Raw genomic sequence first — 15,957 nt, 5'->3', positions numbered from 1 at the left:
AATTCAAATTGATGCAACAACTATTACTATATCCAGTATTTGTATTAATGATTTTAACGCTAATCAGCTTATTTATTAGTCTTTTCTCAAAAGTACAAGCGATTCGTGATGGCTCTTTACCAATTACTGATTTAAATGAATTGGAATATGCCAGAGCAGAAAGTGAAAGCCATCATGCAAAAACAACGGCCTACCATTTTCAAGATTTATGTAGACTACCAATTTTATTTTATATCACCATTATTTTATTAATTTATCTTCATATTGAAGATTATTTATTTTTAATTTTAAGTTGGCTTTATGTTGCAGCAACATTGATTCACTCATTAATCTATTTAACCTATAATCGATTTACGCACAGACTCAGTGCTTTTTTAATTGCCAATAGTTTCTTAACCGTCTTAGTTATCTTAGCACTGATTGAGATGATCAAACATTCATAAAAAATCATTACAAAATTATTTGATGCCATGCTTTATAATAACAACTACATTCTCTATTATTTTATTTTAAATATTTCAAGTAAACGATAAAAGTTACTTTTTAAATAAATTCAGATCAATTATGATGCTCTCTTTTGAATAACAAAGGAGGTAATTCAAATGACATTTATTGTATTTAAATGCCCAATTAATGAATACAGAGGCAGTTCATCTGCTGCTTTTAATAAAAAAAATAGCTTTCAAATTGCTGCCGATACATTTAACCAATTTAATTTGCTAAAAGAGCCAGCACGCTCTACATTCCTAAAAACCTATGATACATTTGCTGAGGCAAAAGCACATGCCAAGATAGGTGAAAAATATACTTATCAAGATATTATTTTAGAAACTGATAGTAATGACCAAAGTATGCTGAGTCCTCAAGCTATTGTTAATATCCATTATTTTAGTAATGAACAAAAATGGGTTGAAATCAATAAACCTAGCCACTTAAAAGATAAAACCACCTCAACTTCAGTACCAACATTTTTTGATAAACAAAGTGAAGTAAATGGGAAAGAGTTTTCTTTATAGCTACAACAAAAATAAACTTCATAAAAAATAATCAAACTTTAATATATTACAATAAACATTCTGATAACTTATTGTAATAAAATCTATTTATCCTAAATATCAGCCAAATACTATTTCACTAAGACCTTTTCACTCTCCGAAATAAATGATTATATAATATCTGATTATTTTAAATTTAATATTAACTAGAAGGAGTTGCACAATGCCTAATACAACTTACTTTGGTGACCTTCATGCCAATACATTAAAAATGCTAATTGGTTTAAAAGATGAAGGTATAATTACAAATTTAGATGTCCATTATGCAAATTTAAAACAAGCATATGATCAAAATAATGTAGGTGCTTTTAACGCATTAATTGATCAATTACAATTTGACCCTATTGCGGTAGGAAATACATCATTATGCTATATAGGTGATGTCCTAGCTGACCGTGGTCAAAATGATGCAATGACCTTATATTTATTACATACTATGAGTCACAATAATGTTGATTATGAAATTATCTACTCTAACCATGATCATGAATTTGTCAGTAATCTCCAGCACATGAGAAACGGAACTTATGCCCAAATAACACATAATTTATATCGAGATGCTCATCAAGATCAAGCCAAATCTTTAACCAATTTTAGACAAACTTTAATTGATCAAGATATTCAACAACCGCTACTTGGGCAAATGTTAGATAATTATTTAGCTAAGTTAAAACTTGTTTCAGTTAAATTTGATCCTAATGATAATCCAGTTGTTGCAACCCATGCACCACTTAACAGAAATATAATTGATCAGATAAATCAACAAGCTCCATATTATGATTCAGTAGTAGATAAAGCTATTGATATTAATAAAAGCTTTTCTGATAAAATAGCAGATGGATCAATCAGAAATATTGACCAAAATTCACTAGAGTACCAACTTATTTGGAATAGAGATTGTGGCCATGGTCATTTTCTACAATCTTTAGATACAGCTGATGTTAGTAAAACACTATACCATATTCATGGCCATGACTCTGCTGGTGCACAAAGATATCCAAATTCTCACAATTTAGATAATGCAACTGGTAAAGGAATTACACTAAACTATGCAACTAATATAGATGCCGAAAAAGTCACGATTAACACAACTAACCCTGCCTATGACAATATTATAAACGATAATCTTCAACTAGAAGGTATTAAAAATGAACTTATTGATATTGGACAAGCAGCTATTGATGACATGAAAGCTAGAAAAGGTGGTAATATTGGCTACTGGAGTGAAAAAAAAGCAAAAGCAATTAAAGTGGTAATGGATGAAATTTATCAAATGCCTAACGCTACTTTAGATGGTAATAACTTAAAAAATAAACTTAACCAACTAGAACGCGTTATAAGCCACAAACGTTGGGGGTCACGAAATAGTGATAAATTAGCTCATTCTTATGTTGCTGTTTCAGACAGGTTAACTCAAGCAAGGCAAGATCTTGGACTTGTTAGGCCTAAGCCTTCTTTTAAGGTATCTGAGACACCACAACATTTTCACACATTTGATACTTTTATTAATCAGAATCAAGCGCAAATGGATCAAATACAAGTTAACACACTATAATTTAAATAAAATATATGCTATTAATTTGCATCACTTAAATATTGCCAATTAAAATTTAGCTGCTATGGTTATATTATACTAATAACAATAATAATCTTTGCTTGACTTACTATGAATAAGTATCAACATCATATCGACCAAGTCAAATCACTAAATTTAAGTGATTATATTACACTGACACGTCAACATGTTAAGCAAGCTTCTCATATTGATAATAGCCCTTTTTTTCTCAAAGGAGAATATCAAAAACCACTGGTAATATTAACACATGGTTTTTCTTCATCTGCTTATGCCATGCGCTCACTTGCCTATCAACTCAATGAGCAAGGGTATCATTGTTTTGCTCCTTTATTACTTGGCCATGGGACAACACCGAATGAATTATTAAATATTCCATACCTAAGCTGGCTTGATCAAATCGATCATCTAATCACACAAGCAGCATCTAAATATTCACGCATTCATTTAATAGGCCATTCCTATGGTGGGCTACTTTCAATGCTAACTGCCTTAAAATATCCAGATGTTATTCAAAGTATTACACTATTTGCACCTGCTTTTGGTCTAAATACACCTTGGGTTTCATCATTACCTCCGTTTATTAGCCCGATTAGTAAAGTTATCCCAGTAAAACCATTTACGCATGTTAAATCACTCTGTGGCAGTGATAAATTTAGCTATAATGAATTTCCCATGCAAGCAGCAGCAGAAATTGTAAAACACATAAAAAAAACCAAGCAACAATTAAAAAAAACATTAAAACAACCGATTTTTATGATCATATCAACAGAAGATGAAACCACATCTTACCAAGTTGCACTTAACTATTTTAACCATCAAAACAACCCTTTGAATTATTGTAGAGTCTACTCTGCTTTAGATGACTTTCAATCTGAAGATAAACGTATTAAGATTATTAATAGTCGTGAATTTTCAGCACAAATCGTTGATTTTTCGCACCTTGGCATGCATATTGATATTAATGATCCACATTATGGTATCGAAGGCAATTATTATCATAATGAAAAACCATACCCACTAATCTTTGGCGCTGTTAGCGCAAAAAATAAATTAAAAATCAAAAATTTAAAAAGAATTGCTTTTAATCCTGATTTTTTTGCTTTAAGCCAGAAATTGCTTCAATTTTTAAATCAATTTGAATAATACTTAACACTGTAATTTTAAGAGTGTTATCATAGCCTGTGATAAATGATTAAATTTAAAGGATCTCTCATGGAACAAGTCGAATCATTAAAAAAGCAAGTCGCTGAGGCCGCTATTACTTTTATTAAACCTGATATAACACTTGGTATTGGTACTGGATCAACAGTTAAACATTTTATTGAAGCCTTAGTACCAATTAAACATAAAATTAATCAAGTTGTTTCATCTTCTGAAGATACGACTGAAAAGCTTAAAGCACATGGATTTTATGTCTCAGATTTAAATAGCGTTGACTCAGTTGATCTTTATATTGATGGTGCTGATGAATGTAACCACCAAAAAATGTTAATCAAAGGTGGTGGTGGTGCTTTAACCAGAGAAAAAATACTTGCTACAGCAGCTAAAGAATTTATCTGTATTATTGATCAATCGAAATATGTCGATTTATTAGGTCGTTTTCCATTACCAATTGAAGTTATTCCCATGGCAAGAGGTCTAGTTGCAAGAGCGATTATTCAACTTGGTGGCCAACCTGTATTACGTGAAAACTTTATTACAGATAATGGCAATATTATTCTTGATATTCATAATCTTGAGATGAGTAAGCCTAAAATGACTGAAGCTGTTCTAACACAATTAACTGGTGTTGTTTGTTGTGGCTTATTTGCACACCGTACAGCAGATACTGTGTTAATGGCAACTAATCAAGGCATCAAAACTTTAAATTAACTAACAACTTTAGTTGCAAACTTTTGATAACGAATACCTAATGAAAGACCGATTAAACCAATAACACTTGCAATAACTAATAACCAAGCAGGTGCAATATGAGAAATATTTGCATAATACATCCAGCTTGCAATCAATGGTGTTAAACCGCCAAAGATTGCATAAGCAATATTATAACCAAAAGCTACACCACTATAACGCACTTCAACTGGATAGTTTTCAGCTAAAATCACAGGTGATAAGCCAGCTATTCCAGCACTTAATATAATTAATATACAATATGAAATCCATTCATATCGGTGATGTGCAACTTCATAGAATAAAGGAATTAATAAAACGATAAAACAAACTACAATCCATGTATAGAGTTTATTTTGCCTAACGCCTTTCTCAGCAACAAAATTCCAAAAAAGAATAAATATAGGTAATATGATTAAACCAAATAAATGTAGCCGTGATATTTCCATAACAGTATAACTACCGATATTTTGTAAATAAGGCACTAAATACAGAAATACCATACTAATTACTGTTGCCATTAATACCATCAAACAACTACCCGCAAGCACAGATAAACTATGTTTTTTAAATAACTCAATAATCGGCACAGTTGGTCGTAGTCGACTTTCAAATTGCACAAATTCAGGTGTCTCATCAAGGCGTTTACGCAAATAATAACCAACAATTGCTAAAAGGCTGCCAAATATAAATGCAATACGCCAACCATATTCATTTGCTACTTCTAAGGGTAATAAATGATAAATTAAAGCATAAACAACGCTTGCTAATAAAATACCGCAATTAATAAAGAAAAATAAAATACCAATCCCGACTCTTGCGGACTTTCTTACATGCTCATAGACAAATGTAATTGCGCCTGGAATCTCACCACCAACTGCTAATCCTTGTATAACCCTTAGTAGTAGAAATAATAAGACTGCTGTCACCCCCCATAAATGATAACCTGGTATTAATCCCATTAATAACGTTGATATTGCCATTAAACTAATTGAAATCGCAAAGGTTTTTTTGCGGCCATAGCGATCACCAAAGTGACCAAAAATAATGCCACCTAAAGGTCTTGCTAGATAACCTGCCGCAAAAATAGCAAAAGCATATACTGTCGATAAGCTAGTTGAATCTGATGGGAAAAAGACTATGCCTAACTGATGCGCAAAAATAGCAAAAATAATAAAATCATAAAACTCCAACATTCCACCAATACCAGAGAGAAATACAACTTTCCATACCGTTTTAGTGTTCATTATCAAACCTCATCACTGGTTTATTTTTAATCCATTTAATTTTAAGTTTAGCTTAAGTTTAAGTATAATTAACTGATTAATTATTTAAAACCTTACACAGCGCTTTAACACCATCTAAAAGCTCTAAAGTAGCTTGTGATACCGTATTTGAATTAACTGCATAAATTTGTTTATTCTCAACTGCAGAAAGCTTAGGGTATCTTTGCCAAAGCGTTGAAGTTAAAAGTTTTGTTGAACCATTAACTAAATTTTGTGTCACTAAAATAACATCTGGATTTTTTAATACGACTGATTCAACCGATACTTCAAATGCTTCTTTTGCTACTGATTGATAAATATTTTTACCACCACAGTAAGAGATAATTTCATTCATAAAACCTTTACCACCAATGGTATATAAGGGCAATTCTGATAGTTGTACAAATACCCTCTTATGTGACGGTTTTTTAGGTTTTAGTTGTTTTAGTTTTTCTAAAAACTCTTTTGCCATTTGATCGGCTTGAGGTTTTAAGCCAATTAATTCGCCTAACTTAGTAATTAAACTAACAACAGATCTCAAGGATGTTGCATTGACTTCAACAACATGAATTTTAAAAGATTTTAATGTTTCAATATCTGATTTTTTAGTCCCGCCTTGCCATGCAAGTACTAAATCAGGTTTTAATAATATAATTTTTTCTAACTGAATACGATAAGCATCTCCAATTGATGGAATATTACGAATAGATCTTGGTTCACCAATATAATGCACTGTTGCAATAATTTTTACCTTTGGCTTAATATTATCTTCATGCGCTTTCTCTATAATACTCTGAATCAAACGAGTAATATTTGGTGCAAGTGTAATTACATTAATCGCATAAGCTGTTGTATAACCCCCAATACAAATCAATAATAGGATTAATCCAATCAGCCTCTTACTCATAAACACCTTAAATAATAACCCCAGTCAAAATATTCACCAGGATCACTTTTGCGTCTTGGTGCAATATCACTATGTGCAACAATGCTAGTTTTATTAATTATAGTATGACTTATTAATAAATTAGTTAGTTTAACCAAGGAGCTATACTGTGCTTTTTCATAAGATTGATCGATTGTGCCTTCAAGTTCAACGCCAATGGAATAATCATTACAATTCTCTCTACCTTCAAAAGATGATACACCTGCATGCCAGGCTCGATCATAAATTGAAACAAATTGAATAATCGCTCCACAACGTCTAATTAAAAAGTGTGCAGATACTTTCATACCTTTAAGTAAATTAAAACTTTTATGCTGATTCATATCGAGTTTATTTTGGAAAAAATCGATTACTTCACTGCCACCAAATTGACCTTCAGGTAAACTAATACAATGGATCACCAATAATGATAAATCTAGTCTATTTGGCCTTTGGTTAAAATTAGGCGATGGTTTGTGCTTAATACCATTAAGCCAACCCGTATTTTGATCTAATGAAATATCCATTTTTATACTATTTTCAGCCACATTAATGCCTTTATTTTACCTATAAATCAATATATGATTGGTCATTATTGAAAAATCAATACCTTGTTAAGGATTATACATGGCTAAAACACCAATGCCATTAAAAAGCTCAGTTATCTTCCTAATTTTACTGGTTATTTTTTATTGGTTTAGCTATATTTATCTTGATCAAACAATCGCTTATTATCTTAACCAACAAATCGCACATACAAGTAAAATATATCAATTTAGCCAATGGCTTGATAATCTATTTGATCCAAAGCATTGGGCAATGTTAATGATCTTAATTTTTATCTATTATGCTTGGCTATTTATCAGAAACAAACCGAGAACCCAACAATCAAGATGGTTAATTATCGCATTAAGCTTGTTTGTGGCTTTAGCAATTGGTGCAATTCTGAAATATACTTTAGCACGTTATCGCCCAGAGATGCTATTTAATCACAATCTATATGGCTTTCATTTTTTTTCAATGAAAAAAGTCTTTAATTCAACACCATCAGGCCACGCATTAGCTAACTTTGCTGGTCTTCTATCTTTAGCTTATCTATCACGTAAATCCTTTTTTATAATACTTGCATGTATTATTGCAACAATAATCTGTATTAGCCGATTAATTGTTAATGATCATTTCCTTTCTGATATAGTTTTTGGCGCTTATATTGGTATTTTTAGCTTTTTATGGGTTAAGTGGTTTATTATAAATCGTTATATTAAGTAGCGATGAATCAAGCAAAGGATAGCAATCATTATGAGTTTTGAACAAATCATTATTGAAATTATCTTAGTTGCCTTTGCTGGTTTTATTGATGCAATTGGTGGTGGCGGGGGCTTTATTACTATCCCTACATTTCTCTTAATTGGTGTTCCTGAAGCATTAGTATTAGGAACCAATAAATTCACTGTAACTTTAGGTGGCACTACTGCTATTTACCGTTTTTTACGTCATAATAAAATTGATTTATCCTTAATGAAATATGGTGTTATTACCGGATTATTAGGTGCAATTTCTGGTGCATTTCTAAGCCGCTTTTTAGATGCACAAGCGATGGTTTACTTATTACTTGTATTAATTCCAAGTATTCTAGTTATCAATACCTTTAAATCAAGGATCATTCAAGTCAAATACAGAAGCCAATTAAGTCAATCTCAAGAAATTACTCGTTGTATTTTAGTTAGCTTTATCATTGGTGCTTATGATGGTTTTTTTGGTCCAGGTACTGGTACTTTCTTATTATTAGGCTTTGTCTTTTTTCTCTATATGGATTATGTTGATGCATCGATTAATGCACGCTTGATTAATTTCATCTCAAATCTTTCTGCTTTAGGTTATTTTATCGTCGTCAATCGTATTGATTGGACGCCTGCCTTAATTGGTGTACCAGCTTCAGCATTTGGTTATATTTTAGGTAGCCAGGTACTCATTAAAGGCCACTCTAAGGTCGTCAAACTGGTTGTTAATCTTGTGTTAATTGTCCTTTTAGGCCATTTAGTTCTTAAATATTTAGTTTAGATTTGCTGTAAAATCTTTTACTTTTAATTAACGTTTGATTATTATCGTCTGCCAATTAAACAGAAAATTACTTTTACTTATTGTAAAAATAAATTAAGGAGTATTTTAAAATGATTAAAATTAAATCTATACTAAGCTTACTTGCATTTTGTAGCATTTCTATCGCTAATGCATCAACCGTTAATATCATACAATACAATGTCAAAGGTGATATTCGCTCTGCTCGAGATCATGGTATTTGGAGTCAAAATAGTTTACGCAGTAAAGAATTAGATCTAATTAATAGTCAAATTCAAAGTAAACCAGTAGATTTTATTGCACTAGAACAAGCCATAACAGACACACACCATGGTGCTACTCCTTTATTAGATGATGAATTAAAGAGTCATTATGGTTTAACTAACTGGAAAACATATGTGAATACTAATCACTTAACCAGTGGTGATTTTGATGAAACAGAAATTACCTTTAATACCAATCGTTGGAAAGTTCTACCCAATACAACTACCCCAGGAAATTATTGGACGACAGATAATAATAATGGTGTTCGTCCTTATAATATGATTTACCTAGAAGGTACAGCAAAAGATAATAGTGGGGAAAAAGTTTTATTTGTCGCTTTACACTTTCCTCACTATGGATCAGCTGCATATTGGAATACAAAACAATTTATTCAAGATGCACAAAATACAGTAGGCAGTGGTACTAAATTAACAAATGTTACTGTTATCCTTGCTGGTGATATGAATGAAGTAGGTGATGCGAACGGTAATGCCTCACGTCTTAATAGCTTGAAAGATTTTAAAACAACATTTGGTGCATTTAAAATCTCTAGCATAAATGACACCTGCTGCCAAAATACCCAACCTCGCAAATATTCTCTACCTTATGATCAGGTAGCTACTAATCATAGTAATGCCACCATATCAGGTTATGTCATTAACCCTAGCTCTGAGATTTATCCTAACCACCCTAATAGTGAAGAACATAAAGCAGTTTATGCCACTATTACGCTCAACTAATAAAAATATAAATTTATCCTCGCCAATGGTTGACACAAGCGCTCAATTCAGTAAAATACAGTCTCGCACATTGGCTACGTAGCTCAGTCGGTTAGAGCACAGCATTCATAATGCTGGGGTCGGTGGTTCAAGTCCACTCGTAGCTACCAATTTTTATTTTAAATTAAGCATAATATCAAGTATATTAATTCTTAGTTAGAAATTACCATATGGAAGATTTTCTCTATGTCACTTAATGATATTCATATCCGTTTTGCTACAGAAAATGATATCTCAACAATTTTAAACTTTATTTCTGAATTAGCTGAATTTGAAAAATTAGCTCATGAAGTAATTGCAACAGAAGATAGCTTACGAAAGCATTTATTTGGTAATATACCACGTGCTGAAGTGATTTTGATTTGCAAAGATAATATTGAAATTGGTTTTGCTTTATTTTTCCATAATTTTTCAACCTTTATTGGTAAGCCTGGCCTGTATTTAGAGGACTTATACATTAAGCCTGAACATCGTGGAAGTGGCATCGGTAAAGCAGTCTTTTATTTTCTCGCAAAATTAGCTGTTGAAAGAGACTGTGGTCGAATTGAATGGTGGGTTTTAGATTGGAATCAAAAAGCGATTGATTTTTATCAAAGCTTAGGTGCCAAAGCCATGAATGAGTGGACGGTTTTTCGTTTAACTGAAGATAAAATTAAAACACTTGCAACAGCTAATATGCTTCAATTGACAAGCTAGGTATTTATATCCTTATTATATTAACTTTTAGTTAACAATTTTCATTAACCTATTTCTAATTTTTTATAGCACCTACTTTCTGTATCTTATTTAAAATTTTAATAATAAAAAATAGGTTTAATGATGAAAAAATATCTCACTATATTTGCTTTAATTTTCTCTTTAGGGGCTGTAAGTTATGCTCAAACAGAAGCTTCTGAAACAACAGTCTATCAAACACCAACTGCATTTTATCAATTATTACATAGTTTTTACGGTCAAGATAAATCGATTGGCACTACACTAAGTAAAGAAATGCAAACTAATTCTACATCAAATACTAGTTCAGCATCTGTTTTAATCTTATTTTTAAACTCTGATTTGTATATCTATGATCAAAATCGCAAACTATTAGCTCATGAAAGCTTAAGGGTGCAACCTAATAGTGGCTTTTTTGAAACGACATCAATTTCTCATATTGGCCCTGCCATTGCCTATTTGCTTTATCTGAAGAATTTAGGTGACACTCAATGGAAATCATTAGCACAAAACCTATTAGATAATATTAAATCTACTTATAAAGTGAATAACCAAAAACCAAATTGGGTTTATCAATTGAATAACCCTGCTTGGCAAGGCCATCAAAAAGCCATCCATTGTATGAGCAATTATGCCTTATTACTATCTCAATCCTATTTAACATCCATATTAAAAAATCCAAATTCATTCAATGAAACCACCTTTAAAAATAACTTTATTGAAAGCCACTCTAAAGCTTATCCAATACCTTATAACAATGTTATGATTGGTACCTTTATGTTGGTAGGTTTAGATGATGCTTACAGACTACATCAAACATTTTCAAAATTAGATATCAACTGGCAAAATGCTAAAGTAATTTTACGTAATGTTGCAGGCTCCAACTATACGGCAGGGTTAACAAAAGACTCTAATTGGTATTACAACTTTTTAAAAGTAGAGTCGAATAATCAATTACCCGATAGACGTATTTTTATAGCTGCTTACGCTAAAGTTTTAGATTCTGTCGGTGACAAAACTTTGCCCCTAAAGGCCTATAACTATTATACTGAAAGTGTCTGGGGTGCTTTATATAACAGAGAAATAATTGCCAATAAAACCTTAAGTTTTATAGCAGATATCACAACAACGACACAATCTAGTTTATTGCCAGGTGATTATTCTAATACTAAAGCTGATGATATTGCTGCATTTAGCAAACGACTAAAATATACGTTTTCTGACCCAACCCAGATGCTTTCTAATACCATTGGCTTTTGGATACCACAAGCCTTAGCAAATAATCATTATGATACTCAAACTATAAAGTTACCAGGGCTTGAAACAGGTTTTCCTAAAGGCGTCATGAATTATCCTTGCAAATAAATTTTCAAAAAAATTATTAAATAAATTATAATCAGATCTATCCCTACAACCATAAGTATTATCACTAAGTTTTAAATGTCTTTCTTAGCATAAATATAACGCATAAATCCTTTTTCTATAGCTAATTTTAGTCCACTTTAAATACACCAAAATTAATTTTTTCTTATTAATTTTGGCCTTAAGAATAACACTTATGGTTTAATAAAACACAAAGGGATTGATATGTTAACTTCTGAAAATATCAAACAAATTACGATTAGTATTATCTCAACATTGGGGCTCATTACAGCTAGCAGTACTTTTGCAAATATTCTTAATGGAGATGAATTTAAAACTTTACTAAAATCTCCATCCGACTGCACTAGTGACACTTGTCCATCCGGCGCTTACCTTGTGAATGATCACAATGGTAATACCCTATTTAAATTAGGTAGTCAAATTGGTGGACCACAAGATACGACCCATGAAGGTGAAACGACCCAATGGAGCTCAAAGCGTTATGCTATTTTAATTGATCAAGGTAACTATACAATGAGTGGTCCATTTAAATTAGGTTATTATACAGAAATTACAGGCGTTGCACCTAATCGAGATCAAGTGATTGTCTCCCCTGGTATTAATGTTTTAAATAACTGTTTAGATACAGCTGATCCTAATTGTAAGTCTCCTGGGGGCTTAAATAATTTCTGGCGCAGTCTATCAAATTTAACAATTAATACAGCTTCTCTCGGACATCCGTTAAGATTTGCAGTCTCCCAAGCTTCCCCAATAAGAAATATTGCAATTACCGGCGGACAAAATCTACTTATGTGTGACTGGGGAGAAGGTGGTGACTGTGGCTATACCAGTGGTGGTTTTATGGATAATGTCAAAGTTGATCAAAACCTTATTTTAGGTTCGCAACAACAATATTACATTACTGATTCAACATTTAATCAGTTACAAGCTGGTGTTTGGAATATCGTATCTAATAATAATAACGGTACCAATACAGGCTCTGGTGACTCATCAACTAAGAATCCTTGGCCAGGCTATCCATTTACTATGACAAATAGCACGCAGCTACATAATATTCAAGCACCACATATTATCAATGATAATGGTACATGGAAAGTTAGTGTAGGTAATCAAGCAATCCCTATAAATCAGTTTATAATCCTAACACCAGATAACGATAAACCAACAGAGATATCTAAAACAGAAATTAATCAAATCAATACACAGTTATCTAACAATGCGATTAAAGGCTTAATTATTATGCCTGGAATCTATAAGCTTCAAGGTACAATTAATACACCAAATGATAAAACAATTTTAGGTCTTGGTATACCTGCACTTGTTTGCCAAAGTCAAACTGGTAGCTGTATGACAACAGCAAGTGAAGGTGTACATATCAGTGGCATAACCTTTGATGCCGGTACAAATGGTAATATTAATGACCCACAAAACACTCTATTAACCATTGGCACAAAAGGTCAAGGTAAAATAAATAACCCAACTATCTTACAAGATGTCTATTGCCGTATAGCTCGAACAGAGGTAAGTCAAGACTCTCCATCTGCCTATAGCTGTATCACTGTTAATGCAAACTATACCATTGGGCAAAACTTATGGTTGTGGCGTGCTGATCACGATGTAAAAATCACAGCAAGCTTAGTGCCTTGGACAATCGATCAAGCACAATATGGATTAATTGTAAATGGCAACCATGTCACGATGAATGCATTAGCTGTAGAGCATTTTGAAAACTATCAAACCGTATGGAATGGTACTGATGGTGAAATTAATTTTTATCAATCTGAAATGCCTTATTTTATGCCTTTAGATGATGGCAATGATCAAAAAACAATTAGTTGTGCTTTACCAGGTGAGGCTTCCACCAAACAACAAGTGTGTGCTTCACTATATATTACGGCAAATGCATCAAACTTTAAAGCCGATGGCCTTGGTATTTATAGCTATTTTCCAAGCATTCAAGCACAAAAAACAATTAATGCAGAAACAGCGATTAAAGTTGATATAACTAACAATATTTTAATCAACCATGTTGTTACTCGCTGGCTTAATGGTGATTCAAAAAGTGGTATTGATAGTATCATGGTATTAAAAGATGGCTCTAGTATACCACAGGGAAGTAAAGTGGATGGTACAACAAAAGGTTATGCACTAGATAACTACAGTGCTTAAGCTTTATTTAATTTAGAATACTTAGGTGTCCATTGTGCCGCTTCTACTAATTTTTCCGCATCGGATGCCTTAGCATTAATTGCTGATAAACCTTCCTTAATTGCAGCTTTTGCAACAGCTACAGCTGCCTTTTTACTGACTAATGGTGCATCATGAATTGGTGGTAAGATTGGCGCATCTTTATTTTTTCTTAATGGTGAGAACTCACTTAATGCTTTACATGCTGCTCGAATCATATTATCTGACATTTTTGTCGCTTTAACAGCAATTGCGCCAAGACCAAGACCAGGGAAAATAAACGCATTATTTGCCTGAGATATCACGTATGTCTTACCTTTATATTCAACAGGATCAAACGGACTACCTGCTGCAATAATCGCTTTAGCATCTGTCCATTTAATTAAGTCTTCAGGTTCAGCCTCACAATGTGAGTTTGGATTAGATAATGGCATAATAATTGGACGTTTAATATTTTTAGCCATTGCTTTTACAATTGGTTTATTAAACGCTCCTTTAACTGTTGAGCAGCCAATTAAAATAGTCGCTTTAGCATTTTCAACGACTTCTTGTAAAGATATATTATCCTGATCAACTACCTGCCATTTTTTAAGTTCACTTCTTTTTCTTGCATAGGGTTTTTGAAAATAAGGTAAACCTTCCATATCATCTACAATTAAACCATTACGATCAATAATATAAAAACGTTTTCTTGCCTGTGCCTCTGTCATACCACTGGCAACGAATGCATCTAATATCTGATCCATAATACCACAGCCTGCTGTGCCTGCGCCAAACATCACAACCACATGATCACTAAAGCTCGTTTTTGTTGCCTGAATGCCAGTAATTGTGTTAGCAGTTGCAACAATTCCTGTACCTTGCATATCATCATTAAATGTACATAGATCATTACGATATTTTTCTAAAATACTTCTGGCATGATCACGGCCAAAATCTTCCCAATGTAAATAGACGTTTGGAAAATGTTTTTTAACGCTTTTGACAAATAAATCAATAAACTCATCGTACTCTTTACCTGTAATTCGCTTATGATGTGATCCTAAATAGAGTGAGCTATCGATCAATTTTTGATTATTAGTTCCTACATCTAATTGTACAGGCAAAACTCGAGCAGGATTGATCCCTGAGCAAATAATATAAACCATTAATTTGCCAATACTGATATCCATACCACCAATGCCCCAATCACCAATACCAAGTACTGCTTCACCATCGGTAACAATAATAAAATCAATCTCTCGTTCTTTAGCTGTTTTTGCTAAAATTTTATCTAATTTATCCTTTTGTTCATAAGAAAGGTAAACACCTGCAGGCCTTCTAAATTCACATGAATAGCTTTCTACTGCATCGCCAACTGTCGGTGTATAAACAATCGGTAACACTTCATCTATGTTCATTGTCGCATATTTATAAAACAAGGTTACGTTACTGTCATGTAAAGCATTTAAAAAAATATTTTTTTGAATATTATTAGCTTTTTCCTGTAATTGACGGCCAACACGCATCACTTGTGAATTCATTGACTCAATATGTACTGGCAACAAACCATGTAAATCAAAACTATCTCGCTCTAGCTCATTAAATGCCGTACCTTTATTTAATAATGGTTCATTTAAAAGTGCTCTACCTTTGAGCTTTGTACTAATTGATTGACCAGTAGCAACTTTTTTCTTCGATGGCATCAGATCTCTCCTTCATTATAATCTTACTGATAAGAATTAATTAGAATGTCTTTCATCATAGATGAAATTCAATCATATGCCAGCATAGTTACAGCAAATATAAATTGTTGTTTCACCCTAATCAACTTGAATGATCAGCAATTTTTTTCTAAATT

General features: G+C 32.4%; 15 protein-coding genes and 1 tRNA gene. 12 read left to right on the top strand and 4 right to left on the bottom strand.

Translation table 11 applies throughout. The features are described 5' to 3' along the window. Positions 1-11: 11 nt before the first annotated feature. The 5 genes from KFE69_01485 (at position 12) to rpiA (ending at position 4,503) form a co-directional block, all read left to right on the top strand. Positions 12-443: a hypothetical protein gene (locus tag KFE69_01485; protein ID UTW42840.1), complete on the top strand. Its 432-nt coding sequence runs from the start codon at positions 12-14 to the stop codon at positions 441-443. Positions 444-602: 159 nt separating this feature from the next. Further along, a complete protein-coding gene (locus KFE69_01480; GenBank protein UTW42839.1) occupies positions 603-1,016 on the top strand; it encodes a hypothetical protein in 414 nt (137 codons plus the stop codon). Positions 1,017-1,218: 202 nt separating this feature from the next. Beyond that, the gene (locus KFE69_01475; GenBank protein ID UTW42838.1) at positions 1,219-2,610 is read left to right on the top strand and encodes a hypothetical protein; all 1,392 of its coding nucleotides are present in this window, start codon (positions 1,219-1,221) and stop codon (positions 2,608-2,610) included. 111 nt (positions 2,611-2,721) lie between these two features. Further along, positions 2,722-3,774, top strand: coding sequence for an alpha/beta fold hydrolase (locus KFE69_01470; protein ID UTW42837.1), 1,053 nt, complete (start codon positions 2,722-2,724; stop codon positions 3,772-3,774). 69 nt (positions 3,775-3,843) lie between these two features. Next, on the top strand, positions 3,844-4,503 hold the full coding sequence (gene rpiA, locus KFE69_01465; protein UTW42836.1) for a ribose-5-phosphate isomerase RpiA: 660 nt from the start codon (positions 3,844-3,846) through the stop codon (positions 4,501-4,503). Here the strand turns inward: rpiA and KFE69_01460 are convergent. The 3 genes from KFE69_01460 to ampD all read right to left on the bottom strand — a co-directional run bounded on the left by KFE69_01460 (position 4,500) and on the right by ampD (position 7,232). Beyond that, the gene (locus tag KFE69_01460; protein ID UTW42835.1) at positions 4,500-5,768 is read right to left on the bottom strand and encodes an MFS transporter; all 1,269 of its coding nucleotides are present in this window, start codon (positions 5,766-5,768) and stop codon (positions 4,500-4,502) included. The two genes, rpiA and KFE69_01460, sit on opposite strands and share 4 nt — an antisense overlap. A 76-nt stretch (positions 5,769-5,844) precedes the next feature. Next, entirely contained in the window at positions 5,845-6,693 is an 849-nt protein-coding gene (locus KFE69_01455; protein UTW42834.1) for an ABC transporter substrate-binding protein, read from the bottom strand. Further along, on the bottom strand, positions 6,690-7,232 hold the full coding sequence (gene ampD / locus KFE69_01450) for a 1,6-anhydro-N-acetylmuramyl-L-alanine amidase AmpD (GenBank protein ID UTW43941.1): 543 nt from the start codon (positions 7,230-7,232) through the stop codon (positions 6,690-6,692). The genes KFE69_01455 and ampD overlap by 4 nt, the downstream gene beginning before the upstream one ends. A 106-nt stretch (positions 7,233-7,338) precedes the next feature. Here ampD and KFE69_01445 point away from each other — a divergent pair, with 106 nt between their 5' ends. From KFE69_01445 to KFE69_01415, 7 genes are all read left to right on the top strand, one after another. Continuing rightward, positions 7,339-7,980 carry a phosphatase PAP2 family protein gene (locus KFE69_01445; GenBank protein ID UTW42833.1) on the top strand — a complete coding sequence of 214 codons (642 nt, stop codon included), beginning with the start codon at positions 7,339-7,341 and terminating at the stop codon, positions 7,978-7,980. 30 nt (positions 7,981-8,010) lie between these two features. Then, positions 8,011-8,772, top strand: a complete 762-nt coding sequence (locus KFE69_01440) for a sulfite exporter TauE/SafE family protein (GenBank protein ID UTW42832.1) — start codon at positions 8,011-8,013, stop codon at positions 8,770-8,772. A 110-nt stretch (positions 8,773-8,882) separates the two neighbouring features. Beyond that, positions 8,883-9,794, top strand: a complete 912-nt coding sequence (locus KFE69_01435) for a hypothetical protein (GenBank protein ID UTW42831.1) — start codon at positions 8,883-8,885, stop codon at positions 9,792-9,794. 72 nt (positions 9,795-9,866) lie between these two features. Continuing rightward, positions 9,867-9,943, top strand: a tRNA-Met gene (locus tag KFE69_01430). A 76-nt stretch (positions 9,944-10,019) separates the two neighbouring features. Beyond that, on the top strand, positions 10,020-10,529 hold the full coding sequence (locus tag KFE69_01425; GenBank protein UTW42830.1) for a GNAT family N-acetyltransferase: 510 nt from the start codon (positions 10,020-10,022) through the stop codon (positions 10,527-10,529). Between the two features lie 123 nt (positions 10,530-10,652). Then, positions 10,653-11,912, top strand: coding sequence for a DUF5624 domain-containing protein (locus tag KFE69_01420; GenBank protein ID UTW42829.1), 1,260 nt, complete (start codon positions 10,653-10,655; stop codon positions 11,910-11,912). Between the two features lie 222 nt (positions 11,913-12,134). Further along, positions 12,135-14,099 carry a hypothetical protein gene (locus tag KFE69_01415; GenBank protein UTW42828.1) on the top strand — a complete coding sequence of 655 codons (1,965 nt, stop codon included), beginning with the start codon at positions 12,135-12,137 and terminating at the stop codon, positions 14,097-14,099. Here the strand turns inward: KFE69_01415 and KFE69_01410 are convergent. Next, on the bottom strand, positions 14,096-15,802 hold the full coding sequence (locus KFE69_01410; protein UTW42827.1) for an NAD-dependent malic enzyme: 1,707 nt from the start codon (positions 15,800-15,802) through the stop codon (positions 14,096-14,098). The two genes, KFE69_01415 and KFE69_01410, sit on opposite strands and share 4 nt — an antisense overlap. Positions 15,803-15,957: the final 155 nt, after the last annotated feature.

Source organism: bacterium SCSIO 12844 (assembly GCA_024397935.1).
Lineage (GTDB): Bacteria > Pseudomonadota > Gammaproteobacteria > Francisellales > Francisellaceae > M0027.
This window is presented reverse-complemented; position numbering and strand designations above follow the sequence as displayed.